At 63.9% G+C, this 26779-nt stretch carries 31 protein-coding genes and 1 pseudogene; 12 read left to right on the top strand and 20 right to left on the bottom strand.

The features are described 5' to 3' along the window. Window positions 1-24: 24 nt before the first annotated feature. Window positions 25-1254 carry a right-handed parallel beta-helix repeat-containing protein gene (locus HHL26_RS03325; RefSeq protein WP_169575830.1) on the top strand — a complete coding sequence of 410 codons (1230 nt, stop codon included), beginning with the start codon at window positions 25-27 and terminating at the stop codon, window positions 1252-1254. Window positions 1255-1306: 52 nt separating this feature from the next. Beyond that, window positions 1307-2026: pseudogene (locus HHL26_RS03320) on the top strand (IS5 family transposase); the annotation flags it as partial. Here the strand turns inward: HHL26_RS03320 and HHL26_RS03315 are convergent. Next, on the bottom strand, window positions 1979-3562 hold the full coding sequence (locus HHL26_RS03315) for a hypothetical protein (RefSeq protein ID WP_169575829.1): 1584 nt from the start codon (window positions 3560-3562) through the stop codon (window positions 1979-1981). The pseudogene HHL26_RS03320 and the gene HHL26_RS03315 overlap by 48 nt on opposite strands. Window positions 3563-3694: 132 nt before the next feature. Between HHL26_RS03315 and HHL26_RS03310 the strand changes: the two genes are divergently transcribed. Further along, on the top strand, window positions 3695-4597 hold the full coding sequence (locus tag HHL26_RS03310; protein WP_169575828.1) for a hypothetical protein: 903 nt from the start codon (window positions 3695-3697) through the stop codon (window positions 4595-4597). A 10-nt stretch (window positions 4598-4607) separates the two neighbouring features. Here the strand turns inward: HHL26_RS03310 and HHL26_RS03305 are convergent, their stop codons facing one another. Continuing rightward, window positions 4608-4826, bottom strand: coding sequence for a hypothetical protein (locus tag HHL26_RS03305; protein WP_169575827.1), 219 nt, complete (start codon window positions 4824-4826; stop codon window positions 4608-4610). 231 nt (window positions 4827-5057) lie between these two features. On the opposite strand from HHL26_RS03305, the gene HHL26_RS03300 reads away from it, so the two are divergent. Then, the gene (locus HHL26_RS03300; RefSeq protein WP_240962324.1) at window positions 5058-5981 is read left to right on the top strand and encodes an ROK family protein; all 924 of its coding nucleotides are present in this window, start codon (window positions 5058-5060) and stop codon (window positions 5979-5981) included. Here HHL26_RS03300 and HHL26_RS03295 read toward each other — a convergent pair. Beyond that, the gene (locus tag HHL26_RS03295; protein WP_240962322.1) at window positions 5974-6255 is read right to left on the bottom strand and encodes a hypothetical protein; all 282 of its coding nucleotides are present in this window, start codon (window positions 6253-6255) and stop codon (window positions 5974-5976) included. The genes HHL26_RS03300 and HHL26_RS03295 overlap by 8 nt on opposite strands. A gap of 236 nt (window positions 6256-6491) precedes the next feature. Between HHL26_RS03295 and HHL26_RS03290 the strand changes: the two genes are divergently transcribed. Together HHL26_RS03290 and HHL26_RS03285 are read left to right on the top strand one after the other, a co-directional pair. Continuing rightward, window positions 6492-7313, top strand: coding sequence for a class I mannose-6-phosphate isomerase (locus HHL26_RS03290; protein WP_066554790.1), 822 nt, complete (start codon window positions 6492-6494; stop codon window positions 7311-7313). A 46-nt stretch (window positions 7314-7359) separates the two neighbouring features. After that, window positions 7360-7962 (top strand): 5'-methylthioadenosine/S-adenosylhomocysteine nucleosidase, encoded by a 603-nt coding sequence (locus HHL26_RS03285; RefSeq protein WP_066554789.1) that lies wholly within the window; start codon window positions 7360-7362, stop codon window positions 7960-7962. A gap of 240 nt (window positions 7963-8202) precedes the next feature. On the opposite strand, the gene HHL26_RS03280 is transcribed toward HHL26_RS03285, so the two are convergent. The 4 genes from HHL26_RS03280 to petA all read right to left on the bottom strand — a co-directional run bounded on the left by HHL26_RS03280 (window position 8203) and on the right by petA (window position 11553). Further along, on the bottom strand, window positions 8203-8739 hold the full coding sequence (locus HHL26_RS03280) for an adenine phosphoribosyltransferase (RefSeq protein ID WP_066554788.1): 537 nt from the start codon (window positions 8737-8739) through the stop codon (window positions 8203-8205). Window positions 8740-8806: 67 nt separating this feature from the next. Beyond that, window positions 8807-9655 carry a cytochrome c1 gene (locus HHL26_RS03275; protein WP_066554786.1) on the bottom strand — a complete coding sequence of 283 codons (849 nt, stop codon included), beginning with the start codon at window positions 9653-9655 and terminating at the stop codon, window positions 8807-8809. 15 nt (window positions 9656-9670) lie between these two features. Beyond that, window positions 9671-10963 (bottom strand): cytochrome b/b6, encoded by a 1293-nt coding sequence (locus HHL26_RS03270; RefSeq protein ID WP_066554784.1) that lies wholly within the window; start codon window positions 10961-10963, stop codon window positions 9671-9673. A gap of 11 nt (window positions 10964-10974) precedes the next feature. Then, the gene (gene petA, locus HHL26_RS03265; protein ID WP_066554783.1) at window positions 10975-11553 is read right to left on the bottom strand and encodes a ubiquinol-cytochrome c reductase iron-sulfur subunit; all 579 of its coding nucleotides are present in this window, start codon (window positions 11551-11553) and stop codon (window positions 10975-10977) included. A gap of 192 nt (window positions 11554-11745) precedes the next feature. Between petA and HHL26_RS03260 the strand changes: the two genes are divergently transcribed. From HHL26_RS03260 to HHL26_RS03250, 3 genes are read left to right on the top strand one after another with little or no spacing between them, the layout of a single operon-like run. After that, window positions 11746-12216, top strand: coding sequence for a tRNA (cytidine(34)-2'-O)-methyltransferase (locus tag HHL26_RS03260; RefSeq protein ID WP_066554782.1), 471 nt, complete (start codon window positions 11746-11748; stop codon window positions 12214-12216). Window positions 12217-12229: 13 nt separating this feature from the next. Further along, on the top strand, window positions 12230-13081 hold the full coding sequence (hemF, locus tag HHL26_RS03255; protein WP_066554780.1) for an oxygen-dependent coproporphyrinogen oxidase: 852 nt from the start codon (window positions 12230-12232) through the stop codon (window positions 13079-13081). An 8-nt stretch (window positions 13082-13089) separates the two neighbouring features. Next, window positions 13090-13689, top strand: coding sequence for a GNAT family N-acetyltransferase (locus HHL26_RS03250; RefSeq protein WP_066554778.1), 600 nt, complete (start codon window positions 13090-13092; stop codon window positions 13687-13689). Here the strand turns inward: HHL26_RS03250 and HHL26_RS03245 are convergent. Then, a complete protein-coding gene (locus HHL26_RS03245) occupies window positions 13671-14459 on the bottom strand; it encodes a hypothetical protein (protein WP_066554775.1) in 789 nt (262 codons plus the stop codon). The genes HHL26_RS03250 and HHL26_RS03245 overlap by 19 nt on opposite strands. A gap of 129 nt (window positions 14460-14588) precedes the next feature. On the opposite strand from HHL26_RS03245, the gene lipB reads away from it, so the two are divergent. The 3 genes from lipB to HHL26_RS03230 all read left to right on the top strand — a co-directional run bounded on the left by lipB (window position 14589) and on the right by HHL26_RS03230 (window position 16437). Further along, window positions 14589-15299: a lipoyl(octanoyl) transferase LipB gene (gene lipB / locus HHL26_RS03240; RefSeq protein WP_066554774.1), complete on the top strand. Its 711-nt coding sequence runs from the start codon at window positions 14589-14591 to the stop codon at window positions 15297-15299. Between the two features lie 61 nt (window positions 15300-15360). Next, entirely contained in the window at window positions 15361-15654 is a 294-nt protein-coding gene (locus tag HHL26_RS03235) for a hypothetical protein (protein ID WP_066554771.1), read from the top strand. Window positions 15655-15729: 75 nt separating this feature from the next. Beyond that, on the top strand, window positions 15730-16437 hold the full coding sequence (locus HHL26_RS03230) for a hypothetical protein (RefSeq protein ID WP_066554767.1): 708 nt from the start codon (window positions 15730-15732) through the stop codon (window positions 16435-16437). A gap of 109 nt (window positions 16438-16546) precedes the next feature. Here HHL26_RS03230 and queE read toward each other — a convergent pair whose 3' ends face one another. The 12 genes from queE to fliQ form a co-directional block, all read right to left on the bottom strand. Beyond that, entirely contained in the window at window positions 16547-17194 is a 648-nt protein-coding gene (gene queE, locus HHL26_RS03225; RefSeq protein WP_066554764.1) for a 7-carboxy-7-deazaguanine synthase, read from the bottom strand. 4 nt (window positions 17195-17198) lie between these two features. Continuing rightward, entirely contained in the window at window positions 17199-17891 is a 693-nt protein-coding gene (gene queC / locus HHL26_RS03220; RefSeq protein WP_066554761.1) for a 7-cyano-7-deazaguanine synthase QueC, read from the bottom strand. Window positions 17892-17938: 47 nt separating this feature from the next. Then, window positions 17939-18340 (bottom strand): hypothetical protein, encoded by a 402-nt coding sequence (locus tag HHL26_RS03215; RefSeq protein ID WP_066561393.1) that lies wholly within the window; start codon window positions 18338-18340, stop codon window positions 17939-17941. Window positions 18341-18460: 120 nt separating this feature from the next. Beyond that, window positions 18461-19363 (bottom strand): Hsp33 family molecular chaperone HslO, encoded by a 903-nt coding sequence (locus HHL26_RS03210; RefSeq protein ID WP_066561391.1) that lies wholly within the window; start codon window positions 19361-19363, stop codon window positions 18461-18463. Between the two features lie 265 nt (window positions 19364-19628). Further along, entirely contained in the window at window positions 19629-20558 is a 930-nt protein-coding gene (gene argF, locus HHL26_RS03205) for an ornithine carbamoyltransferase (protein ID WP_066554759.1), read from the bottom strand. A gap of 58 nt (window positions 20559-20616) precedes the next feature. Beyond that, the gene (locus HHL26_RS03200; RefSeq protein ID WP_066554757.1) at window positions 20617-21810 is read right to left on the bottom strand and encodes an aspartate aminotransferase family protein; all 1194 of its coding nucleotides are present in this window, start codon (window positions 21808-21810) and stop codon (window positions 20617-20619) included. Window positions 21811-22025: 215 nt separating this feature from the next. After that, window positions 22026-22421, bottom strand: coding sequence for a flagellar protein FliS (locus tag HHL26_RS03195; RefSeq protein ID WP_066554750.1), 396 nt, complete (start codon window positions 22419-22421; stop codon window positions 22026-22028). Window positions 22422-22442: 21 nt separating this feature from the next. Beyond that, window positions 22443-23891, bottom strand: a complete 1449-nt coding sequence (fliD, locus tag HHL26_RS03190) for a flagellar filament capping protein FliD (protein WP_066554746.1) — start codon at window positions 23889-23891, stop codon at window positions 22443-22445. A gap of 131 nt (window positions 23892-24022) precedes the next feature. Next, window positions 24023-24481, bottom strand: coding sequence for a hypothetical protein (locus HHL26_RS03185; RefSeq protein ID WP_066554744.1), 459 nt, complete (start codon window positions 24479-24481; stop codon window positions 24023-24025). Window positions 24482-24584: 103 nt separating this feature from the next. Further along, window positions 24585-25724: a flagellar type III secretion system protein FlhB gene (locus HHL26_RS03180; RefSeq protein ID WP_066554733.1), complete on the bottom strand. Its 1140-nt coding sequence runs from the start codon at window positions 25722-25724 to the stop codon at window positions 24585-24587. 3 nt (window positions 25725-25727) lie between these two features. After that, window positions 25728-26510 carry a flagellar biosynthetic protein FliR gene (gene fliR, locus HHL26_RS03175; protein WP_066554727.1) on the bottom strand — a complete coding sequence of 261 codons (783 nt, stop codon included), beginning with the start codon at window positions 26508-26510 and terminating at the stop codon, window positions 25728-25730. Further along, window positions 26507-26779: a flagellar biosynthesis protein FliQ gene (fliQ, locus tag HHL26_RS03170; RefSeq protein ID WP_046761916.1), complete on the bottom strand. Its 273-nt coding sequence runs from the start codon at window positions 26777-26779 to the stop codon at window positions 26507-26509. The genes fliR and fliQ overlap by 4 nt, the downstream gene beginning before the upstream one ends.

Raw genomic sequence — 26779 nt, 5'->3', positions numbered from 1 at the left:
CGCCCTTTGCGTAAAGGAAATGCGATGCAGGTCCGATCAGCCCTTGTTCTGACCCTTTGCGGCGCGGTGTTGGCGATCGTGGCAGCTCTGGTCGCATTGCAGGCTTCGACAGCCAGCCAGGCCAGCGCCCGCGCCGCGCTGCCTGGCGCGTGCCGCGCTTTGGACGGGCTGGCGAACAAGCCGGCTGATGCCTCCCCTGCCATCGCCGCCTGCCTGTCGCAGCTTTCTCCCCGCGCCACCCTGCCGCTCGCGCCCGGTCAATATCGCCTGCGTACGCCGCTGACGATCGGTCGGCCCGTGACGATCGAGACGCGACCGCCCTCCTCGCCCGCAGCCTGCCGTCAGGGTGACGCCAAACGCTGTGCGGTCCTGGTGGTGGGGCAGATGGCGTCGCAGCCGGCGCGCGGCATCATGCCCGTGGAAATTGTCGCTTCCAACGTGACCTTGCGCTCGATCGCCATTGTCGGGGACAACGGGCGCAGCGCCGATTGGGAAAGGCAGGTCTGTCTCAATGACGGCACCCGTCCGCTGGGCGGCGGCGTCCGCGTCAAGGGCACGGGCTTTCGACTGCAAAATGCCCTCATCCGGAATTTCAGCTGCTATACCGGGATGGAGGTGGTCGCCACGGCCACCCGTCCCGCGATCATCAACAGCACGATCGGCCCCAATGGCACGCATGATCTGCCGCAGATGTGGGCCGATGGCGTCACCATTCACGACAGCAGCGGCGCCCGGGTCGAGGGCAATATCTTTCGCGACAATACGGACGTCCAACTGATCCTGGGGGGATGCCGCGACTGTACCCTCCGTCGCAATATCTTCCGTCATTCGGCCAGCTTCGCCCATGCCTCCTTCGCCGAATTGATGCTGCATGCCTGGCCCAACAGCAGCGGCAACTTTTCCGGCAGCGTGACTTCCGGCAACGACATCAACTGCGGCGCGACGCGGCGCTGCGGCTATGGCATCATGATTGGCGGCGAACCCTGGTATCCCGCCCGCACGTCAGGCGGCACGGTCTCGGACAATCAGGTAGCTGGTGCGCTGGTGGGGCTGAACGTGGACCGACTGACCGGCGCTATGACGCTTGTGCGCAACAGCGTTTCCCGGTCAGGTGGCGCGGCTGATTCCGATTGCGGGCGCAAGACATGGCCCGCGATCAATATTGCTCCGCGATCCGTGGGCCTGGCGAAAACCGACGCGAGGCAGTTCGCCTCGATGGATACCACGAAATGCATTCTGCTGCGTCGTCCGTAACCCCCTAGAGGCTGTTATGGACTTGAGAGACTGAATAGATTCAAAGGCTTGGATGGATTTTCATCGCAAGCCTTATCCGTCTGACGTATCCGATGAGGAATGGTCGCTGATCGTACCATATCTGACGCTCCAGCGTGAGGACGCGGGACAACGGGAGCACAGCCTTCGTGAGGTGTTCAATGGCCTGCGCTACATCGTAAAGACAGGAGCGCCGTGGCGCTGGATGCCGAACGACCTGCCGCCTTGGGCGGCGGTGTATCAGCAGACACAACGATGGCTGGCGGCAGGCTGCTTCGAGGCGCTGGTGGACGACCTGCGCGCGGTGCTGCGCTTGGCGGCGGGCCACTCAGTCGAACCAACCGCTGCCATCATCGACAGCCGGACGTTGCGCTCCACGCCCGAGAGCGGCGAGCGTGCCAGCTATGACGGCTGCAAGCGCAAGAAAGGATCGAAACTCCACATGGCGGTCGACACGCTGGGGTATCTGCTCGCGCTTCATGTGACGCCGGCCAGCGCCGAGGACCGTGGCGAGGTCGAACGGCTCGCGCGGACCGTGCAGGCCGTCACCGGCGACAATGTCGACATCGCCTATGTCGATCAGGGCTATACGGGTGCGCGGGCCGCCAATGCCGCAGCCGCCCACGGCATCACGCTGGAGGTCATCAAGCTGCCCGAGGCAAAGCGGGGCTTCGTTCTCCTGCCTCGGCGCTGGGTCGTCGAACGATCATTCGCATGGGCAACCCGCTTCCGCCGCCTCGTCAAGGACTATGACGCCGCCCGCCTTGTTCTCCAGCGCCGCGCTGCTCCCATAGCCGCCGCCGAACAGGACCGCAGCGCCGCCGGTGGCGCTGATCGTGCCGCTGTTGGCAAGGGCGGTGCCATAGCCCGATTTCAGCAGGACGCCCGCCCCGCCCGTCGCTTCGATGCTGCCCTTATTGGCAAGGGCGACGCCGTCGAGCGAGACGGCGGCGTCGGTCGCGCTGGTCAGGGTCGCCTTGATGCTTCCATCATTCTGCATGCCGAGCGGGGAGGGGTAGCCAAAGCCATAGGCCGTTACAGCCCGGCCCTGCGTGGCGATTGCCCCCTGATTGAGCAGCGTGCCCGCGCCGGAGACATAGAGCCGCGCCGTGCCGTCGAAGCCGGTATCGAGCGTCAGCTTCGCCTGATTGGCAAGGTTCGCCCGCAACAGGGAGAAGTTGGTCGGCAGCAGCGGCGTACCGGTCAGCGTCGCATCGGCGGCCACCGTAAGGGCGATGGAGTTGGTGCCCGCGCCGCCGTCGATCTGTCCGGTGATCCCAGTCTTCAGCTGATTGTTCGCATCGAGCGCGGCGACGATGATGTCATCGCCGCTGCCCAGCAGCACGTCGCCCGCGATGGTCCCGGCGCTGCTGTCGATGGTGCTGGCGCCGATGGCGACGACATTACCCTCGATCGTGCCTGTATTGGTGAGAGAGATGCTCGACCCGGCATGGATCGCCTCGCCGCCAATGCTGTTGCCGATGCGGCCGCTGTTGGTGAGGGAGAGGGGGTTTTGCTGGCTGACGATCGTCGCCGCCGCGGCCGAGGTGATCGTGCCGCTGTTGGCGATGGTGGAGGTGCCGTAGCTGGCAAAAAAGCCGTCATAGCGCGGGGCAAGGTCGATGGCCGCATTGCCGCGCCCGTCGATCAGCCCTGCATTGCTGATCGTCCCCACCGGCGCGGCGATGCCGTGGATCGCCCCGCTGGCCTGGTTGGTGATGGATGCATAGCTGACGCCGGAAATGCCTGAGGGGCCACGGATCGCACTGCCCGAAGTGGCGGTGATGAGGCCGCTATTGTCGATGAAAGCGCTCGAACCGCCCAGATAGTTGCTGCCCGACCGCTCGATCCAGATGCCAGTGTCGCCGCTGATGACGCCCTGCTGTCCGACCATGATCGTGGCGCGACCGTTGGGATAGAGATAGGGGTAGGAATAGGTGCCATTGGGCAACCCCGCCCCGCCATAGGGGTCATAGGTAAAGATAGGGCTGCCATTCTGAACCGTCAGCGCCGCAGCTCCGGTCGCACTTGCCGTGCCGTTTACGACCAGATTGGCAAGGGCGCTGTTCAGGGTGACGGCGGATAGGCCGGTCCCGCTGACGGTCGCGCCCTGCGCGATGACAGTCTGTGTGATAGAGGTGACGGTAAAGGGGCTATTGTCGCCGGTGCAGGTAACGATGCCGTTGGCGGGGGTGCAGGCAGCCTGCGCGTACGACGCGGTAGCGAGCGCGGCGATGACACTGGCACCGGCGAGCAGCGCCCATTTCGACGCGCGATCTTTCAGATGCATATTTTACCCCTGTAAGCCCCAGATCTCCGTAGACGGATCATTTTCGCAATTTCGAGAAATTAAATGACATCTTGCGGCAGCGAATTTCGCATGGGTGCCTAGCGCATCCTCCGCCTGAAGCCGGCCGCGCACATGCTCCGGCGCATCTGGCAGGAGCGCCCGGCGCTTCTGCCTGGCGCTGCCGCAGGGGTGATCGCCTTGGGGCTGTCCGCTTTCTTCCTGCTGCCGGCGGCGACGCTTCAGGACCATATCTCCACCGTCCTCCTCTGGGGTCCAGGCTATCGGGCGACGGACTGGTCGATCTACAACACCAACTTCACGATGTTCACCGGCCCGGCCCTGGCGCTCATCATCCTCGCTTGGCCGGCGCGGTCCTTCTGGACCGTGCTGACGGTGATCGGCGCGCTGGCCGCTGTGCGTCTCTTGCCCTTTGTCTGGGACATTCCCCTGCTCAACAAGGCACAGTTTCCCTGGCGCATGATGGGCGTCGTTGAATATACCGCGATCACGGCGCTCTTGTCGTGCCAGTTGCACCGCATCCGCCTGTTTCTTGCAGCAGGCGCGGCGCTCCTCATTTTTGCCTACGGACTCATGGCCTCGAGGGCGCTGGACGCGCTCCACCACCCCGTAGATTATGCTTTGATCGACGGGATCAAACCGGACGCACCGGAATATCTGCCTAGAGGCTTCGATACATCTCTGGTGGAGAAGGAATATCGCTGGACGGATCTGCGAAGGTTTCGGGCTTTGCCGCGCGGGAACGAAATCCGGGTGAGGTCAGCGGGACGCGTTACCATCCATCAAGCTGATTTCCCGATCTGGCGCGTGACGCGGGGCGGCTCGCCGGTTCCGCATGACGGACCGCTCATCACCTTTGATGCTGAGCCTGGCATATACCGCATCGAACGAGTGGCGATCTGGCAGGAGAAAGCGGGCCTCGCGATCAGCATGTTGGCGGTGCTGCTACCGTTGCTGATCCAATTCTCCAGACGCGGGCCACGTCATTGGCGAACCTTCATAACGTTCCGGTCCTGAAATGAAGCCTCTAAGGCAGGCTGCAAAGAGCCAAGCTGGCAGCGAGATATGCGAAGACATATTGAAGGGGAGTATCGCTTGTCGAGAAGATGCCCGCGTCGCGCTTGACCTTCTCTCGGCCCGATGCAACTTTGAGAAAAGGCGCATCGATAATCGAGTTGGGCAAAATGCGGGCAAGCACTTCTAGCAACCTCGATATTACATTGTTTTTCAACGCAGTATCTGTCACCGTCCGCCGCCTTGACATCGCAGGGGTCGCAAGTTCAATCCTTGCCACGCCCACCATTGAAAACCCCGCTGACCTCGATAGGCCAGCGGGGTTTTTGATTTGGGCCGATCCCCATCAACAGCCTGAGCCATATTCCGCATGAAGCCGGGACTGGACCATCACCTTCGGGATGGACGGTAAAGCGGGGCGCTTCCGGACTTGAGAGGATTGGGCCAATATGATTGGTGCGCGATGATGAACGCTGAACCGATGCTGGCCGGGGTCGAACTCGGGGGAACCAAGGTCTTCGTGCTGCGCGCACGCGGCAGGACGATATTGGGCCGGGAGATAATTCCCACCACGACCCCCGCAGACACGCTATCCAGGGCCGTCGCGATCCTGGAGCGCTGGCATGCCGAGACGCCCTTCGCAGCGATCGGGATCGGCAGCTTCGGTCCGCTTCGTCTGGACCGCCGCGCGCCCGATTTCGGCTTCATGCTGCCAACGCCCAAGCCCGATTGGGCAGGCGCGGATATTTTCGGCACGTTGACCGCGCCTTTCGATTGCCCCGCCGCGATCGATACCGACGTCAACGGCGCCGCGCTGGCGGAATCGCGATGGGGAGCAGGCGCGCAAGCCGATGGGCCATCCGACAGCCTGTGCTACATCACCATCGGCACCGGCGTGGGCGGGGGTTTCGCCTTCAACGGCCGCACGGTCCATGGCGCCATGCATCCGGAAATCGGCCATATCCGCGTGCCCCGCGCTCCAGGCGACCGCTTCGCAGGCAGTTGCCCCTTCCATGGCGACTGCATCGAGGGGCTGGTGTCCGGCCCCGCACTCGCCAAACGCTTCGGCGTTCCAGGCCATGAAATCGATGCCGCCGATCCGCGCTGGGATGATGTGGCGAACGATATCGCGCATCTGGTTTCGACCATCCTGCTCAGCACTGCGGCCCGCCAGGTGCTGATCGGGGGCGGCGTCGGCATGGGGCGGGTCGATCTGCTGAATCGGATCCGCGAAAAGGTCGTCGCCCAGCTTGGAGGCTATTTGCCGCATGTCGACAGCGACCGCGTCAGTCGAATCGTTACCGCGCCGCTGCTGGGCGATCAGGCCGGCCCTCTGGGCACGGTGGCCTTGGCCATGGATGCGTTGGAGGGGGCGGGGATCAATTGACTCTGTGCCCGCGGAAGAGCGGCAGGAAGATCATCGGCACGATCAGGGCGATCACGCCCGCGACCAAGGGATCGTCGACCAGTCGATAGACAATCGTGAAGAACACCAGGACCGCCGCCCCTGCCAGAAGAGGGAAGAGGACACGAACCAAGCCTTCCTCCACCCTTGGAAGAACCTGCCGGGTCCGGGCCATGATGGACCCCTCCCCTTGGCCTAGGCCGCGCCGGTCGGGCAGGCGCACGCCGAACTTCCTGTCCTTGCCGGGCCGGTTCATCTCTTTTTTATCCTCGCTGAAAATACTAGTTTCATATAGAAACTGGAAATCCAATTTCCAGACGCGAAGATCGCTACGCATCGTTTCCAGTCCGGACGGAGGAATGGTCTGCGGCCTTTCTCCCGCCATTGCGGAGCATTACCGTTGCCGACCGCCGCGCGTTTTTCCAACACGCATTCCGCCGCGTCCCGACAAGAGCGCTTGCCTGCCGGGAACGACCGCTCATAAAGAGCCACATGACCACGACCCGCCTTCTCACTCACTTGGTCGAAAAACCCTGGGGCCGCACCGACATCCCCTCCGCCATCGCCTCGACCGAAGGCAAGCGCATCGGCGAAGTCTGGTTCTCGCCGCCAAAGGAGGCCGGTCAGGCCAGGCCACTGCCGCTGCTGGTCAAATATATCTTCACCAGCGAGAAGCTGTCGGTGCAGGTTCACCCCAATGATGCGCAGGCGCAGAAACAAGGGCTGGCGGGCGGCAAGTCCGAATGCTGGTATATTTTGGACGCGGAGCCCGATGCACGGCTAGGCATCGGCCTGACACGCGACCTGCCGGTGCAGGAACTGCGCACCGCCGCCCTGGACGGCAAAATCGAAGCGCTGATGGACTGGAAGGCGGTGAGCGCAGGCAGCTTTTATTATATCCCCGCCGGTACGGTGCATACGATCGGCGGCGGTGTGACCCTGGTGGAAATACAGCAGAATAACGACGTGACCTACCGCCTTTACGACTATGGCCGTCCGCGCGAACTGCATCTGGACGAGGCGATGGCCGTCAGCATCGCCACGCCCCATGCGATGCCGGACCGCATCGTTCCGATCACTGCGGAAGAGACGCTGGTCGCAAGCTCCGATGCGCCCTTCATCCTGGACATGGTGCAGGGCAAGGCAGGAACCGTCCGGCAGATCGAGGGCAAGATGCTGTGGTTCATTCCGCTGGCGGGCTCCGGCACGATCGATGGGCAGGCTTGGCGGCAGGGCGAATGCTGGCTGATCGAAGGGACTGCCGACCTTGCCATCGACACCGGCATGAGCGCGCTGCTTGCCCGCCTGCCCTGAGCGGACATCAATGAAGGAGAGGGGGACGGCCATGCCAAGCGGAGAAATGATCGCGAACAAGCGGGTTCTGTTCGTGATGGCGGTCGAGGATGAATATGGGCCTCATCTCAAGGCACGATTCGATCCGTTGATGATCGGGGTCGGCCCGGTGGAAGCGGCGCTCAGCACCGGGCTGGCGCTCCAGCGGCTGAACCAGGATCAGTCCTTGCCGGATCTCGTCGTTTCGCTGGGTTCGGCGGGATCGCGCAACTGCACTTTAGGGGAGGTGTATCAGGTCGCCAGCGTGTCCTGGCGGGACATGGATGCCTCCCGCCTCGGCTTTCCCAAGGGAGTCACGCCTTTTTCGGATCATCCGGTCGACATGCCGCTGCATACGCCGCTGGAACTGCGCGCTGCCCGGCTCTCCACGGGAGCGAATATCGTGGGTGGGGAGGATTATGCCGCGATCGATGCCGACATGGTCGACATGGAAACCTTTGCGGTGGTCCGCGCCTGCCAGCGCTTCGGAGTGCCGGTGATGGGGCTGCGGGGCATTTCCGATGGCCCCGGCGAACTGGGCGACATGCTGGGATGGACCCAATTGCTGGCGCTGCTGGACGAGCGCCTGGCGAAAGCGGTGGACATGCTGGAGGGCGCGCTTGGAGGGTAGACGTTTAACCTCATAGCGGAGCAATGGGTGGGGAGCGGATTTTCAGTTTCCGTTCGCCCTGAGCTTGTCGAAGGGTCTTGCTGAGCGAAGGGGAAGCATGGGAGCCTCACTCCGCTCGGTTGAGGACTTCGACTTGCCGAAGGCAAGTTTATCCTGAGCGCCTGCCTTGGCAGGCAGACGAAGGGCTCAGCCCGAACGGATATCTCTCGTCAGCAATTGGCCAATTGCGGCCTTAACTGATCAATGCCCTTCAAAGGCAATGATCGCCGCAGACGCCACGCCGTCCGCTTCCAGCGCCGCCATGCCACCCAGATCGGGCAGATCGATGGCAAAAAGCGCCATCAACACGGTCGCACCCTGCTCACGGACCAGTTGAGCCGCCGCGAGCGCGGTGCCGCCGGTCGCGATCAGATCGTCCACCAGCACCACCCGCGCGCCATCCGGAATCTGCCCTTCATGCAGTTCCAGCCTGTCGGTGCCATATTCCAGCACATAATCGATGCCGACGGTTTTGCCGGGCAGCTTGCCTTTCTTGCGGACGGGCACGAATCCCACCCCCAGCGCATGGGCCAACGCCGCGCCCAGAATGAAACCCCGCGCCTCGATCCCCACGATGAACGCCGGATCGAGCGGCCGGGCGACCGCCGCCATGCGCTCCACCAGTTCTGCCAGACCGGCCCCGTCCGCCAGCAGGGTCGTGATGTCCCGGAACTGGATGCCGGGCTTGGGGAAGTCGGGGATGGTGCGGACCAGGGCCGCCAGACTGTCAGCGCTCATCTTTGCCTCATAAGAAAAAGGGGGCCCGGTTTCCCGTGCCCCCTCCCATGTCCGTTTCAGGTCGCGATCAGGCGGCCTTTTTCTTGTCCGCCCAGATATTCTGATAGGCCATATAAGCCAAGCCCGTCGCGATCAGCAGGAAGAAGATCGTCGCCAGACCCGCGCGGCGGCGGTTTTCCAGCTTGGGTTCGGCCGTCCAGGTCAGGAAGGCCGCGACGTCCTGCGCCATCTGGTCGACCGACGCCTTGGTGCCGTCGCCATAGGTCACCTGACCATCGGCCGTCAGCGGCGGCGCCATGGCCAAGTTCAGGTTGGCGAAATAGGGGTTGAAGTGCAGCCCCTCCGGCGTCTTGGCGTCGGGGAATTCCTTCAGCAACTCAGCCGGCTGCGCCTGGAAGCCCGTCAGCAGCGAATAGACATAGGCGCTGCCATGGTGGCGGGCCTTGGTCATCAGCGACAAATCCGGCGGGATCGCGTTATTGTTCGCCGCCATCGCCGCGACATTGTTGGCGAAGGGCTTGGGGAAATAATCCGCCGGGATCGGATCGCGGGTCGACATCTCGCCCGTCTTGGGATCGACGTCGGGGGTCTTGATCGCCCACTGCTTGGCGATCGCCTTGATCTCCGCCTCGTTATAGCCAATGCCCTTGAGGTCGCGGAAAGCCACGAACTTCAGGCTGTGACAGGCCGAGCAGACCTCCTTGAAGACCTGAAACCCGCGCTGGAGCTGCGCCTGGTCGAACTTGCCGAAGGGGCCGTCGAACGAGAAAGCGACATGCTTGGGATCGCGGTGGAATTCATGTTCCACCGTGACCGCCGGCGGATCGGTGACATAGGCCACCGCGCCCACCAGAAAGGAAACCAACAGCCAGCCAGCGAAAAAGAGGCCGACGAGAAATGCGCCAATGCGAACCATCTTCTGTCTACCCCCTTATTCGGCCGGAACCGCGACGGGTTCGCCGTCGGTCTTGCCATATTTCGCCAGCACCGCCTCGGTGATCGAGTTCGGCAACGGCAGCGGCTTTTCAAAGCGCGAGATCAGCGGAAGGATGATCAGGAAGTGCGCGAAATAATAAGCCGCAGCGACCTGGGAGATCATCACATAGGGTTCCGCCGCCGGCGCGCCGCCGCAATAACCCAGGACAAATACATCGAGGATCAGGATCCAGAAGAACTTCTTGAAGGTCGGGCGATAGCTGCCCGAACGCACGCCCGAGGTGTCAAGCCAGGGCAGGAAGAAGAGCAGCAGGATCGACGCGAACATCGCCAGCACGCCCAGCAGCTTCGCCGGAACGAAGAAGAAGTCGACGGTGAAGGCGCGCAGGATCGCGTAGAAGGGCCAGAAATACCATTCCGGCACGATATGCGCGGGCGTCGAGAGCGGGTTCGCCTCGATATAGTTATCCGGGTGCCCCAGATAGTTCGGCGCATAGAACAGCAGGATCGCGAAGATGATCAGGAACACGCCCGCCCCGAAGCCGTCCTTCGCGGTGTAATAGGGGTGGAAGGGCACAGTGTCCTGCGGCCCCTTCACTTCCACGCCGGTCGGGTTGGACGAGCCCGGAATGTGCAGCGCCCAGATGTGCAGGATCACCACCGCCGCGATCACGAAGGGCAGCAGGAAGTGCAGCGAGAAGAAGCGGTTGAGCGAGGCGTTGCCGGGCGCGAAACCGCCGAGCAGCCAGGTCTGGATCGGCTCGCCCACCACGGGAATCGCGCCGAACAGGCCGGTGATCACCTTCGCCCCCCAGTAGGACATCTGACCCCAGGGCAGCACATAGCCCATGAAGGCGGTCGCCATCATGAGGAGGAAGATCACGAGGCCCAGCAGCCACACCATTTCGCGAGGCGCCTTGTAGGAGCCGAAATAGAGACCGCGGAAGATGTGCAGATAGACGACGATGAAGAAGAAGCTGGCGCCATTGGCATGCGCGTAGCGCATCAGCCAGCCCGCATTCACGTCGCGCATCGTGTGTTCGACGGTGCTGAATGCAACCGCAGCGTTCGCGCCATAGTGCATCGCCATGATCACGCCGGTGACGATCTGGATCATCAGCGCCAGACCGGCGAGCACGCCGAAGTTCCAGAAATAATTGAGGTTGCGCGGCACCGGATAGCCGGCGCCCACGGCGTTGTAGACGAGGCGCGGCAGCGGCAGCTTCTCGTCGATCCACTGCATCGCGGGATGCTTGGGAGTATAATGTTCAGCCCATGGAAAGCTCATGACAGTCCCCCTCAACCCACGAGAATGGCGGTGTCGGAAGTGAAGCTGTACTTCGGCACTTCCAGGTTCTTCGGCGCGGGGCCTTTGCGGATACGGGCGGCGGTGTCGTAGGACGAACCGTGGCAGGGGCAGAAATAGCCGCCGAACTCGCCGCGATTCTCACCCTCGCCCGCGCCCAGCGGCACACAGCCCAGATGGGTGCAGACGCCCATGGTGATCAGCCACTGCTTCTTGCCGTCGACCGTGCGTTGCTCCAGCGTCTGCGGATCGCGCAGCGTGGACGGATCGACCTTGTCGGCCTCGGCTATTTCCTTGTCGGTCAGGTGCCGCACGAACAGCGGCTGCGACCGGAAGGTGGTCTTGATCGCCTGACCCGGCTGGATCGACGAGATATCGACTTCGGTCGACGCGAGCGCCAGCACATCCGCGCTGGGGTTCATCTGGTCGACCAGCGGCACGACAACCGCGACCGCACCGACGCCGGCGAAGCTCACCGCGGCGATATTGATGAAATCACGCCGGCGAACACCATCGCCGCCCCCACCGGAGACGGATGCCGCCTCACTCTCCACATGTTCAACGATCGCCATGCACCTCAACCCTTGCAAGAACGTCCCTGGCCCCGCCGCATCGCCCCTTATGGCTATGTTATCAGGAGAGCCGCAGCGCCCATATAAATGGGCGCGCTTTTCCCCCTGGCGCGGTTTGCAGGCCTGATAACCGTAGGATGCGCCATTTGCCAAGCAATTTAGACAGGCTATGAGAATTAACCGGGCTGTTCTATGGCGCGGGCTATGCGTATCGCCCTTTACCAACCCGAAATCGCCGGCAATGTCGGCGCAATTCTGCGCCTTGCCGCCTGCTTTTCCGTGCCCGTGGACATCATCATGCCGATGGGATTCGCCTTTTCCGACGCAAAGCTGAAGCGGGCGGCGATGGATTATGGCGCGTCGGCCGATGTGACGCGCCACGCCAATTTCGAGGCGTTCGATGCCCTTCGCCGGGCGCAGGGACGGCGGCTGATGCTGATGAGCAGCCATGCTTCGCAGCGTCTGCCGGACGTCGAATTCCGTGCCGACGACATATTGCTGATGGGGTCGGAAAGCGCCGGCGTGCCCGATACCGTCCGCGATCTGGTGGACGTGCGCGTGCGCATTCCGATGGCGGCGGGCTTTCGATCCTTGAACATCGCCGTTTCCACGGGCATCGCGATTGCCGAGGCTCTTCGCCAGACTGGACGTTTCCCGCAATGACCGAGTTTCCAACATGACATTGTCTCTCAATCCGCATCAGCAAGCCGCCCGCAACTGGTTCGAATCGCTTCGGGATCGCATCTGCGCCGAATTCGAGGCGATTGAGCGCGAGGCAGGTTCCGATGCCCGCTTCGACTATATAGCCTGGGATCGCGAGGCTCCCGGCCTAGCTGCCGGAGAAGGCGGCGGCGGCGTGCGCGGCGTCATGAAGGGCAAGGTGTTCGAAAAGGTCGGCGTCAACGTCTCGACCGTCGGCGGCGCCTTTTCGCCCGAATTCGCCAAGACCATCCATGGCGCGAGCGACGACCCGAGCTTCTTCGCCACCGGCATCAGCCTGGTCGCGCATATGGCCAATCCCCATGTGCCCGCCGTGCACATGAACACGCGCTATCTGGTGACGTCGAAAAGCTGGTTCGGCGGCGGTGCCGACCTCAACCCGCCCTTGCCGCGCGATGAGGACACGGCCCATTTCCATGATGTGCTAAAGGCCGCCTGTGATGCCCATGACGCGGACTATTATCCCCGCTTCAAGACATGGGCGGACGACTATTTCTTCATCCCCCATCGCGGCGTACATCGTGGCGTCGGCGGGATTTTCTACGATCATCTGGAGGGCGACTTCGACGCCAATTTCGCCTTTACCCAGGATGTGGGCGAAGCGTTCGTCAAGGCATTCCCGCCCATCGTCCGCCGCCGGATGAACGAAAGCTGGTCGGAGGAAGAGTATGCCCGCATGCTGGAATGGCGCGGCCGCTATGCCGAATTCAACCTGGTGCATGATCGCGGCACGCTGTTCGGGCTCAAGACCGGGGGAAATGTCGACGCGATCCTGATGAGCCTGCCGCCGATGGCAAGCTGGAGCTGACGCCGCCCATGAGTCTGACAACCGTCCCCGACGGCCAGATCGCGACGATCGTCACCCATCTGGAAATGCGGGAGCGGCCCCGGCCCGCACCGATGCCGCCCACCCCGCTGCGGCTGGTGCCGTGGAAGACCCCGACGCCCGACGCCTATCGCGCGCTGTTCCGGCGCGTGGGCGAACCGTGGCTATGGTTCTCTCGCCTGATGATGGACGATGCGGCGTTGACGGCGATCATCCACGATCCCGCTGTCGAGGTCTACGCCGTGACCGACCCGCGCGGCGTGGAGGTCGGGCTGCTGGAGCTGGATTTCCGCTCATTGCCCGATTGCGAGCTGGCCTTTTTCGGGCTGATCCCGACGCTGAACGGCAAGGGATTGGGCAAATGGTTGATCGCGCAGGCCAAGACGCTGGCCTGGCGCAAGGATGTCATGCGCTTCTGGGTGCATAGCTGCACGCTGGACAGTCCGGCAGCGCTGGGTTTTTACCAGAAGGCAGGCTTCGTGCCGACCAAGCGCGAGGTCGAGATCTTTGCCGATCCGCGACTGGCTGGTTTATTGCCGCCCGACGCCGCGCCCCATGTGCCGATGCTGGGTCAGTCGGCTACGGCCTGACGATAGAGCCGCGCCAGCATCACCAGCATATAGACCTGCACCACCGTCGAGACAGCGGCGGCGGCCACGCCGCCGATCAGCCGCCCCCCCGTTTGCCCGCCGACCAGCGTGCCGATGACGCCGAAAACGGACTGCGCGGCGCCCCCGATAATGGCCGACAGCAGCGTCAGCGCCAGCACGAAGCCCAGCAGCCGCCAGAAATGCCCACGTGTCAGCGCCCAGCCGTAGCGCAGCGAAGCCATCACCCCCTCCGTCCCGTCGATCACCACGGGGTTGAGCAGCAGCAGCCGCACGCTGGCGAAGATGGTGACGGCGACCACCCCCGCGCCCAGCAGCAGGGCCAGGGTCGCGCCCAGCGGCTTGGCGACCAGCGACAGCGCGGTCACGACCAGCGTCGCTGCGATCACCGCCCCCGCCAGAAAGCCCGCGACCACCAGCGCGGTGCCCAGCAGCACCGGCAAGCGCGCGCAACTCAGCCGCAGCGCCTCCCCCACGCTGATGCCGGGACGAAGGGCCAGCGCAAACAGCGTCAGCGATCCGAACCAGATGATGACGACCGCCAGCATCATCGCCAGCCAGAAGCTGCCCGGCACCTGCGGCATGCTCGCTTCCGACAGGTTCCATTTGGCGAGTTCGGGCGGCGTCATTTCCTGCAGGATCAAGCCCGGCAGCGCCACGAACAGCAGGGCGACCGGAAACAGCAGGCTGCTTTCGCGCGAGACGAAGGCGACCGCCTCCTCCCAAGCCTTGCCGATGGACATTGTCGCCATATCTTTAACCCTGTTGTTTGCTGCCGCATCGCTTCTTGCGCAAAACCGGTTCCCACTTTTGCCCGCGATGCTTTTGGAAAAACGCGGAGGAGACTTGATCGCTCGCTCACGCCAAGTCAAGGAAGCGCCATGTCGTCCCTGCCCCAGCCCTTAGCCGAAACCATGGAATGGCGCGTGGAAAGCGCGCCCGTCGACTATCCCGCGGCGCTGGCGGAGATGGAGGCGCGGGCGGCGGCGATCTTCGAGGGGCAGGCCAGCGAACGGGTCTGGCTGCTTGAACATCCGCCGCTCTATACGGCAGGCACCAGCGCCGATCCGGCCGAACTGCTCGACCCGCGCTTTCCGGTCCATGATGCCGGGCGCGGGGGACGCTATACCTATCATGGGCCGGGCCAGCGCATCGGCTATCTCAATATCGACCTGCGGGAACGCGGCAAGGATGTGCGCAACTTCGTCCATCATCTGGAAGGCTGGATGATCGATGCGCTGGGCGACCTGGGCATTGCCGCCCGCCGCGCGGAGGGGCGGATCGGCATCTGGACCGACGATCTGCAAGGGCGCGAGGCGAAGATCGGCGCGCTCGGCATCCGGGTACGGCGCTGGGTCACGCTCCACGGCTTTTCGATCAATGTCGATCCCGATCTGTCCCATTTCGGAGGCATTGTGCCGTGCGGCCTGGCCGAATATCCGGTAACCAGCATCGCCGCGCTCGGCAAAAAAGCGTCGATGACGGAGCTTGACGCGGCGCTAGCCCGGCATCTCCCGGCCTTTATCGGCCGCCTGCGCCGCTGCGGGACAGGCGACCCCACGGGGGTTGAGCAATGCGAGATGGGCCGCTAGGGTCGCCGCTTTCGCCAGGTGGGGGGCTGCCGGGCATGCTTGAACGCTTGAGGAGACCCGGATGCGTCCTGACGCGAAGACGATGGTGAAGACGCTGATTTTGACGGGCTGCATCGCGCTTGCCGGATGCGGCAGCAAGAAGGAAAGCAGCACCGCCGTTCCGATGAACAATCTGGAAGTGGTGGATGGCACCGCAACCGACGCCATGACCGATCTGGACGGCGTGCAGAGCGAGGGCACCGCCATGGCCGTGCCCGCGAACCGCAGCGACAATGCGGCCGCTCCGGCTCCCGCTCCCAAGAATGAGAGCGCGGAAAAGCCCGCCGCGGATACGGAAGTGCTGTCGGATCAATAGGCTGGCGTCCACGTTCAGGCGTGATACAGACGAACCGGAGATAGTTCGCAGCGGTCGCTTCAAAGAGGGATTTCGATGACATTCCGTTCCATAGTGCACGGATTCTTTGGGCGCAGGGCCGTCCTGGGATTGGCCGCGCTGGCGGCGCCGTTGTTGACGCAGCCGGCCGCCGCGCAATTTTTCTGGTCCCCACCCGATTTCTCCACCCCGCCCCTGACGGATGCGGAGGCAGCCACCGCGCTCGGCCTGCCGGGTGCAAACCCGGCGGAGATCAAGGCAGGGCTGGTGTGGAACCTGCGCGCCGCGCTCAATGTAGCGGCTTTGCAATGCCAGTTCGAACCGACCCTGCTGTCGATCAGCAACTATAATGCGATGATCGCCCATCATGACGCCGAACTCGACGCGGCGCAGGCCACGCTGCTCGGCTATTTCCAGCGCACCGTCGGCAAGGGCAAGCCCGGCCAGATGGCGTCGGACCAATATGGCACGCGCATCTATTCGGGCTATTCGACGGTGCAGGCGCAGCGCGGCTTCTGTCAGGCGGCGGCGCTGGTGGGGCGGCAGGCGATCTTCGCCCAGCGCGGGACGCTCAACGACGTGGCGCGCAATGGTCTTGGCTCGATCAAGAAGTCGCTGATCCTGGCCGGCGAGCAATTTTATGGCGATCCGGGCCGGAGCTATTCGCTGACACTGCCGTCCTTCGACCCCAAATGCTGGAAGAAGGGCAAGATGTTGCCCGCCTGCCAGATCGCGTGGAACCAGAAGACCGGCGTTCAGCCCTGATAGATTGATGGCTGTAATGGCCTATTGCTGACGTCAACGATCATCATCCCAGCGAAAGCTGGGATGACGGAAATGATGTCCGGCAGCCACCCAATTCAGGCAGCACTCTTTATCGCAACCCCAGATATTTGTGCGACTGGAGGCTGAGGCGCCAGCGCGGCCTGTCCATCACCAGGTCCACCACAGCCTGGGCGTTTTTCGCCGCATCGGGGTCATCCAGCGGCTGCACCAGCAAATGATCGAAGGCCCAGCCTTCCATATCCTCGACATCGGCCAGGCTGTGCCCTAACCCCGGCTGCGGCCAGACCAGCTTCAGCTCATTGCCGCTGCGCTGGACCACCTCGCTACCCGCCTTGGGGCTGATACACACCCAGTCCAGCCCGGGATGCGCGGGCAAAGTGCCGTTGCTCTCGATCGCGATGGCAAAGCCGCGCGCATGCAGCGCATCGACCAGCGCATCATCGATCTGGAGCATCGGCTCCCCGCCGGTGAGCACGATATAGCGCCCCTCCCGCCCCTCGCCCCAAAAGGCCAGAGCCGCATCGGCCAGACTGTCCGCGTCGGCAAATTTGCCGCCGCCATCGCCATCCGTGCCGACGAAATCCGTGTCGCAAAATTGGCAGATCGCGCTTGCCCGGTCCTGCTCCCGCCCGCTCCACAGATTGCAGCCGGCAAAGCGCAGGAACACCGCGCGGCGTCCGGCATGGACGCCCTCTCCCTGCAAAGTCAGGAACATTTCCTTGACGGCATAGCTCATGGCGTCAGGGCTTTACTGCATAGATGGTGGGATCGGGCAGCCCCGCTTCCTGGAACCCCTTGGAACGCAGGCGGCAACTGTCGCACAGGCCGCAATGCTTGCCGTCGGGCGTCGGATCGTAGCAGGACCAGCTCAGCCCCGCGTCCAGCCCCAGCCGATGCGCCTCTCGCACGATATCGGCCTTGCTCATATGCTGGAGCGGCGCGTTGATGCGGATAGGATGGCCCTCGACCCCGGCCTTGGTGGCCAGCGCCGCCATCTTCTGGAACGCGTCGATGAACTCCGGGCGGCAATCGGGATAGCCCGAATAATCGAGCGCATTGACGCCGATGAACACATCGCTCGCGCCCGCCACTTCCGCCAGGCCCAGGGTCAGCGACAGGAAGATGGTGTTGCGCGCGGGCACATAGGTCACGGGAATGCCGGGGCCGACCCCGCCCTTGGGCACGGCGATGTCGGCGGTCAGCGCCGACCCGCCAAAGGCCGTGAGGTCGAGCGGCAACACGATATGCGAGATCGCGTTGAGCGCCGTCGCCACCCGGCCCGCCGCCCGCAATTCCAGGCGGTGGCGCTGATTATAATCGATCGAGAGCGCAAGCACGCGATAGCCGGCCTCGCGCGCCAGCCCGCCCGCAACCATGGAGTCGAGCCCGCCCGACAGCAGGACGACGGCGAATTTTCCGCTATTGGCAACCATAAGCCTCGCGCTACCCCTCCCGACGCGTCAGCGCAAGCGCGTCCAGCCTAATGACAGGCGCCCGCCCACCGCCCTTCCAGCGCGAAGGCGAAGGGCGCGCCATTGGCGATGCCCTGCGACTGGATCTGGACCAGGCGCGCGGTTTCGATGCGAAGATCGGTCCGTCCATTGCCCGCCGTGCCGCATTCGTAGGTGACGACCAGCCGCTTGGGCGTTTCGCTCACGGTGAAGCTTTTGCAGCTATTGCCCGCATGGCGGCTTTGCAGAAGCTGGTTCAGATGGGCGATGCAGAGCTTGCGGATCGGGCCATCCGGCCCCCGCTCGCGCAATTCCCACTCGCCCGCCTCCAGCCCTTTGGGTAGGCGCGGCAGGGGCGCCGCCGCTTTGACGGCAGGTCTCGTGACCATCATCATCGCCAAGGCCGCCGCAAGGGCGCGCCGTCCTGCCATCATCGCGATCCCCCTGTCGATCGTCCGTCCATCCGCATCCGCCTTGCCCGTCAATTGCGGCAATTTGATAGCGGAACCGAATCGACCGGCCATAATGGCGCAGGATCGAAAGGTCCGACGCTATCCGAAACTGTCGAGCGCCACCGGGAAGAGGCGTGAGCAAAAGGCGCAATCTACGCCAATGACCCCCCGATCGTCGGCCATTTCCGCCCGCTCGGCCGCCGGAAAGCGGCCAATGACACTGCGGATATGGTCGAGATCGCAGCGGCAGCCCTTGCTGAGCGCTGTCGAATCGGTGACGCGCACCTCATCCTCTTCATGGAACAGCCGCCAGACGATATCGGTCAGCGGCAGCTCGCCATCGGTCAGCTCCGCATCCTTGAGCGTATGGGCCAGCGCCTGGACATGCTCCCATTCCGGATGGTCGTGGCGGACGTGCAGCCGCTCGCGCCCAACCTCGCCTTCGGGCAGATGCTGGAGCAGCAGCCCGGCCGCCAGACATCCCTCGCCCGGATCGTGGCGGGTCGCGATCTGGATGATGCTGGGAATCTGTTCGGACTGGAAGAAATAATGCTCCGCCGCGTCCGCCAGCGATTCGCCGTCCAGCGGCACGATCCCCTGATAACGTTCGCCCGAAACCGCCTGGTCGAAGGTGATGGCGAGGTAGCCCTTGCCGAACAGGCCGAACAGCGTTGGATCGGGACCAAGTTCGGCCAGCCGGTCGGCGTCGAACTTGGCATAGCCGCGCACTTCGCCGCCCTTGTAATCGGCAACCAGCAGGCTGACGACGCCATTTTCGGTCTGCGCCTGCATGGTGAGCTGCCCCCCGACATCCTTGAGCATCGTGCCGAGCAGCGCCGCCAGCACCAGCGCGGAGGCGAGCAGACGCTCGATCTGCGGCGGATAGGCATGAGCGGCCAGAACATCGTCGAGGACCGGCCCCAGCCGCACGATCCGCCCGCGCGCATGGCGCGAAGGGATGGTGAAGCCCAAGGCTTGGTCGAGTGAGGCGGAAGAGGTCAAATCAGGCTCCGTGTGGCGCGCCAGAGCGGGCCGGTCATGCAAAGGCGCTTAGATAGGGGGCGATCGTCGGGCTTGCAAATGGGCTTTGGCTGGGTTGGGTGGGAAGCCGACTGGATGTTCGGTCTGGGTAAACCGTGCTCCTGCGCAGGCAGAAGCCCAGTTCCGCCCTCCGTATATCATCACATCGTCTGAACTGGGTTCCTGCCTGCGCAGGAACACGACGCGCTTACGGCGCCTAACAACTCAAACAACAGCTCACCCAAACTCAACCAAGCCGGCCCACCGCCCAGAGCAGCACCGACTTCTGGGCATGGATGCGGTTTTCCGCCTCGTCCCAAATCACGGACTGCGGGCCGTCGATCACCGCCTCCACCACTTCCTCGCCGCGATGGGCGGGCAGGCAGTGCAGGAACTTCGCCGTCGGCTTGGCCAGCGCCATCAATTCGGGCGTCACCTGATAGGGCATCATCGCCGCCAGCTTTTCCTCGGCATGAGATTGGCCCATGGAGATCCAGGTGTCGGTGACGACGATATCGGCGCCCGCCACCGCCGCCTGCGGATCGCGGCTGTGGATAATCTGCGCGCCCCGCACGCGGGCTTCGGCTTCGAAGGACGGGTCGGGATCATAGCCTTCGGGCACCGCAATCCGCACATCGAACTTCATCAGGCCCGCCGCCTCGACGATCGAATGCAGCACATTATTGCCGTCGCCCAGCCACGCCCACTGGCTGCCGGGCAGCGCCACACCATGTTCCACCACGGTCAGCAGGTCCGCGACGATCTGGCAGGGATGCGACAGGTCGGTCAGGCCGTTGATCACCGGAACGCTGGCATGATGCGCCATTTCCTCGATCTTCGCATGATCGTCGGTGCGGATCATGATGGCGTCGCACATGCGGCTGAGCACCCGCGCCGTGTCGGCAACGGTTTCTCCGCGTCCGAGCTGGCTGGTCGCGCCGTCCAGGATCAGCGACGTGCCGCCCAATTGGCGGATCGCCATGTCGAACGATACGCGGGTCCGGGTCGAATTCTTCTCGAAGATCATCGCCAGCGTATGCCCGGCCAGGGGCGCATCCGCATCGGCCCGCCCCTTGGGCCAGCTCTTGCGCGCCGCCTTCCGGTCGATGGCGTCGGATATCATGGCGGCAATCGCATCGCCGCCGGCGTCACTCAGATTCAGAAAATGTCTGGTCATGATAACCCCCACTCCCGCCCTCCGTTCGTTTCCAGCGAACGGAGGGGGATGTCCGGTGTCAGGCTGTCGCGGGCTCCGCAAAGCTCCGCGCGCCGGCCGAAAGCCTTTCTATGCACTCCGTGACATGGCTTTCCTCGATCACGAGCGGCGGCAGGATGCGCACGACATTCTGCCCCGCCGACACAGTCAGCAGGCCATGATTGTCGCGCAGATGCGCCACGAAAGCGCGGGCGTCGTAGCTGTCCTTCATCTTGACGCCCAGCATCAGGCCAAGGCCGCGCACATCCTCGAACATGTCATGATTGGGGATGAGCTGCTCCAGCGCAGAGCGCAGGCGCGCCCCGATCATGTTCACATGATCGAGGAAACCCTCGCCCAGCACTTCGTCCAGCACGGTCAGCCCGACCGCCATGGCCAGCGGATTGCCGCCATAGGTCGAGCCATGGGTGCCGAACACCATGCCCTTGGCCGCTTCCTCGGTCGCGAGGCAAGCGCCCAGCGGGAAGCCCGCGCCGATACCCTTGGCCACCGCCATGATGTCGGGCTTAAGGCCATATTGCTCATGGGCGAAGAAAGTGCCGGTACGGGCATAGCCGCACTGCACTTCGTCCAGGATCAGCAGCAGGCCCTGCTCGTCGCACAGCTTGCGAAGCCCTGCGAGAAATAACTGGGTCGCCGGGGTCACGCCGCCTTCGCCCTGCACCGTTTCCACCAGGAAACCGGCGGTGTTCTGATCGACGGCGGCCGTCGCGGCCTCCAGATCGTTGAACGGCACCACGGTAAAGCCGGGCAGCAGCGGTTCGAAGCCGTCGCGCATCTTGGGCTGGCTGGTGGCCGAAATCGTCCCCAGCGTCCGCCCGTGAAAGGCGTTGTCGAAGCTGATGATCTTATGCCGGTGCGCTTCGCCCTTGGCATAGTGATAGCGGCGCGCCGTCTTGATCGCGCATTCCACGGCCTCGGCGCCCGAATTGGTGAAGAACACCGTATCGGCAAAGGTCGTGTCGACCAGACGCTGCGCGAATTTCTCGCCCAGCGGCATGCCGTAAAGGTTCGACGTATGCATCAGCGTCGCGGCCTGATCCGCGATCGCCTTGACCAGCTTGGGATGGCCATGGCCCAGCAGGTTGACCGCGATGCCGCTGGCGAAATCCAGATAGCGCTCACCGCGCTCCCCGATCAGATAGCAGCCCTCGCCTCGGACCGGGCGTACATCGCACCGGGGGTAAACGGGCATGAGCGGCGTAATCGACATGATCCTTCCCTTTCTGGGCTGATGCAAACACTTCCGAAACGCAAAAAGGCGGCCCCCGCCGGGCCGCCCTTTGCGAGCGCTGCCTATACAGGCGCGCCTTTGATGGCGCAACCCCATGCAACATGTCCGTCATCCCAGCGCAGGCCGGGATCTCAGACGAGAGGGCACGGCCTAGCCTCCCGAGATCCCAGCTTGCGTTGGGATGACAGATATTTTCAGCCGATCTGGTTCCACGCTTCCGCGATCTCACCGATCATGACGCGGGCCTGATCGACCGGGGCGGCATCATGCTCCTTGGCGCCGGCCAGCAGCAGACGGCGGGCTTCGCGATAGATTTGCGCCAGGCCGGTCGCGATGTCGCCGCCCTTGTCGAAGTCCAGGCTCGATTCGAGTGCGAACAGGATCGACATGGCGCGGGCCTGCTTGTCCGACACCTTCAGGCGGTCGCCATTGCGTTCAGCCAGGGCCGTCGCGTCCAGCGCCAGCACCAGTTCGTCGAACAGCACCTTGACCAGCGCATGGGGCGTCGCGCCCTCGATCCGGCTGCCGGTGTGGACCGCCGCATAACGCCGCGCCGCCGCGCCACCGAAACCGCCATGATTATAGAACATGATCTTCCTGACCCTTTTTTATCAATTGTCGCTTTTGGTCCACAGCGCCACCTGTTGCGTCAGATAGCTCTGCGTTGCCTTGAGGGCGGACAGCCGGGTTTCCATGGCCGAATAGACCTTGGTGAGCTGCGCCTGATAATCCGTCATCTGGGTGTCGAGCTTCTCAAGCTGCTTGGCCAGATCGTCGGCCAGCGCCTTGTACTTGCTTTGCGAGGCGGCGAGCGGGCCGTCGGTCTTCTGGATATTGTCGCGGACGCTGTCCATCAGCCCGGCGAGGCCGATATTGGTGGCGGTCTTGGCCGAGGGGTTCAGCATCTGCGTGATCGCCTTCGGGTCGGCCGCGATCGCCTTGTCGAGCGTGGCCGTGTCCAGCGAGATCGTGCCGTCGCGATTGGTGCTGATGCCCAGATCGTTCAGCGTCTTGTAGGCGCCGGTCGAGGTGAGCTGCGTCGAGACCATCTGCGACAATTGCCGCTTCATGTCGCGGATCGAGGATTCGCCGTTCAGCACTCCCGCATTGGAAGAGTCCGTGCCGGTCGAGGTCGCCGTGTTCAGCGCCTTCATCAGCGTGTTATAGGCGTTGACGAACTCGACCATCAGGTCACGCATGGAGGTCGTCGGCTCGGCCGTGGAGAGCGTGACGCTGGTGCCGGGCGCTGCCTTGTTCAGGTCGATGCGCAGATAGGGGATCGCGCTGTCGATCGTGTTCCCGGCATAATGCTGCTCCACCCCGTCGAGCAGGATGATCGAATCCTTGGGCTGGGCGGCGGAGCTCATCCTGCTGCCGGCAGGCGGGGTGGTCGCGGACCAGGCGAATTGGGACAGGTCGGCGCCCGTCGTCGCATCGGTGGTGGAAGAAACCGTGGTCAGCGAAACATCATTCGCCGCGCCGGTTGGTCCCTTGAGCATCAGCCGCGTGCCCTGGGAGTCCGTGACGACGGTCGCGGTCACGCCCGCCCCCGAACTGTTGATCGCGGCAGCCAGGCCCGTATAGCTGTTGTTGGCCGCGCTGATCGTGATGGAAACGGGGCTGCCGTTGCCGACCTGCAGGGACAATTCCCCGATGCCGACGGTAGCCGCAGCGCCCTGCGCGGCGTCCTGATTGGCATTGACCGTAGAGACCAGGGTCCGCGCCGAAGCGAGCTGATTGACGACGACCTGCGCGGGAAGGCCGGTCGGCGCGCCGCCGGGCAGCGCGCTGACGGAAGCGATGCTGGCGTCGTTGGAGGCAGGCGTGCCCGAATAGCCGGTGCCCGCGAGCAGGCTGTTCAACGCATCGGCAAAGGTATCGAGCGAGCTGGAAGCGGAGGCCAGCGCGGAAATGCGCGCGCTGTTCAGCGTTTGGCGGCTGGTGATGGCCGTCTGCTTGGGCTCCTTGCTTGCGCTGACCAGGCTGGAGACGAGCGAGGCGGTATCGATGCCCGATCCCGCGCCAAGCGCCGTCAAGATGCTGCTGCTCACCGAAGTCATGGGCCGTCCTTTCAAATATGAGAACGGCCCTAAGCCCAAGACCTTTAGGAATGATTTTCACGGGAATGGAAAAAGCCGGAAAAGGCGGGACATCTCAGCGCAAGAACGCGCTGAGACATCATCAGAACGCTTCAGCCGCCGACGGTTATGATCTGATCGACCGCTCCGTGCCGCATATTGGCCTGTGCGACATGGGCGATAGCCGCCTGTTCGGCAATGCGCTTGGCGATGCGGATGGAGCTTTCCACGGCTTCCTTCGAAGCGGGGGGCAGCGGTACCAGAACCTGCGGGGCGGGCAGCATGGACTGGATTTCCTCCGCCGCTCCATCGACCGTCTTGGTCGTGCCTTGGGTGCTCAATTCGGCCAATATGTCGGCTATGCGGGCATGCACCTTGGCATATTCAGCGCTGCTGGCGATGCGGCCTTCCGAGGGTGCCTGATCGTCCGAGGCGGTTTGCGCCGACGATCCTCCGCCCTGACGAACCGTCGCGGAGGAGGAAATAGGCTGAACGGCGGACACGGCGGAAGGCGCGCGAGTGGCGCTGCGTTCAACCGGCGATATCTCGCCCCGCGAAAAATAGTCGTTCATGACGCACCATCGTAATGCGTCCCCGTGAATATTATACGGACAAGAAGCACTAAGCTTTAGTTAAGCATGTGTCATTTTTCGATTGCAAATCAACCGTCTGAAATCAGGTCGTTTTCTTGCCTTCCGCATCGAAGCGCAGATCGTCCGGCACGGTGATGAACGGGCGGTCCATCTCGCTCGCCATGCGGTTCTCGACCCGGAAGACGAAGGCGAGGACCGTGGCGACGGCCATGTACAGCCCCTCATTGACGATCTGTCCGGCGCGCGAGGTGAAGTAGATGGCGCGGGCAAGGTCGGGATATTGCAGCACCGTCACGCCATTCTGGTCGGCCAGTTCGCGGATCGCGGCGGCCACCGCGTCGCAACCCCGCGCCACCACGACCGGGGCGGCGTCATGCCCCGGCTTGTAGCGCAGCGCGACGGCGAAATGGGTCGGGTTGGTGATGATCACGCTGGCCTCCGCCACCGCCTTGCGGGTGGAACCGCTCAGCACCTCGAACTGGCGGCGGCGGATATGGCCCTTGAGCTCGGGCGAGCCTTCGCTCTCCTTATGCTCGTCCTTGATCTCCTGCTTGCTCATCGACAGGCGTTTCGAGCGCTGGATGAGCTGCGCCGGCACATCGATGCCCGCGATCAGGAACAGGCCGCCCGCCATCACCAGGCAGGTCATGATGAACATATTGCCCAGGTCCGCCATGGCGGGGGCGAGACCCGCCTTGCCGAGCCCGACGATCTGCGTCAGCCGGTCCCAGATCATCCAGACGCCGATCGCGCCGAGCAGCGACACTTTGGCGATCGACTTCACCAGTTCGATCAGGCCCTGAAGCCCGAACATGCGCTTCAGCCCAGCGGCGGGATTGAGCTTCGACGCCTTGGGCGCGAAGGCGCCCGGTCGAAAGCCCAGCGAACCGAGCAGCGCCGGTCCGGCAATGGCAGCGAGCAGCGTCGCCAGCATGATCCCCGCCACTGGCAGGGCGATGCCGGACAACAGCGCAAACCCCCGGTCGGCGGGCGCGAAATTGACCACATCCTCCCGCCGGAAGCGCAGCGCCTCGATCAGCATGTCGGACAGGGATTCGACGACGGAGGGGCCGGTAACCGCGATCCAGCCAATGCCCGCCATCACCACCAGCGCCGTCGCCAGATCGCGGGACTGGAGGATGTCGCCATTTTTCGCGGCGTCCTTCAGCTTCTTGGCTGTCGGCTTTTCGGTCTTTTCGCCGCCGCCATTGCTCTGTGCCATGGGTCAGTGCCCTTCCGCAATATATTGGGCCTGGTCCAGCCCGGCCTTGAGCGCGGCGGTGATCCCCTCCCCCATGATCGGCGCGGTGACGGCCAGCAGGATGAGGCCCGCCATCAGCGCCACCGGCATGCCGACCGCGAACAGGTTGAGCGCGGGCGCGGTGCGCGCCAGCATGCCCATGACGATCTGCACCAGCACCAGTGCGAAACCGACCGGGAGCGCAATGGTGACGCCCGCGCCCAGCAGCGCGCCGCCAAATTCGATCAGATGCCAGATGGCGTCATTGCTCAGCATCGCGCCGCCGGGCGGCATCGCCTGATAGCTTTGCACCACGAAGCTCACCAGCATCAGATGGCCGTCCATGGCGAGCAGCAGGAAGGTCGAAAGGATGGAAAGAAACTGCCCCACCGCTTGCGTCGCTTGACCCGAGGACGGATCGACCATCGCCGCGAAATTGAGGCCCATAGTGTTGCCGATCGCCTCGCCCGCGACCAGCGCGGCGGCATAGCCGATCTGCACCGCAAAGCCGATGGCGAGCCCCGCCAGCACCTCGCCCGCAACCAGCATCACGCCCTGGAAACTGGCGACGCCATCGGCGGGCAGCACGATATGCACGCTGTTGAGCGCCGCCATGCCCAGCGCGAGCGAGAGGATCAGGCGCAGTTGCAGCGGCACGGCAGGCGCGCCGAAGACCGGGGCGGCGACAAAGGCCGCGCCGGGACGGATCATGGCGATCAGCCAGATCCAGAGCTGGACTTCCACATTGGCGAAGCCCGGCGCGATCATTGGAGCAGATCCGGAATGCGCTCGAAAATCTCGCGCGTGAAATCCGCGATCAGCACCATGATGGAGCCGCCGAACAGCACCAGCATGGCACCGACGACGATGATTTTGGGAATGAAGGCCAGCGTCTGTTCGTTGATGGAGGTCGCCGCCTGGATCATGCCGATCAGCACGCCCGCGACCAGCGCCGGAATCAGGATCGGCGCTGCCGCCAGCGCCGTGATCCACAGCGCCTGTTGCGCCAGCCCCATGAAGAAATCGGCATTCTCCAT

It is taken from the genome of Sphingobium sp. TB-6 (assembly GCF_012927365.1).
In the GTDB taxonomy this organism is placed as follows: Bacteria; Pseudomonadota; Alphaproteobacteria; order Sphingomonadales; family Sphingomonadaceae; genus Sphingobium.
Note: the sequence above shows the minus strand (reverse complement) of the source record. Positions and strands in the feature narration are given on the sequence as shown.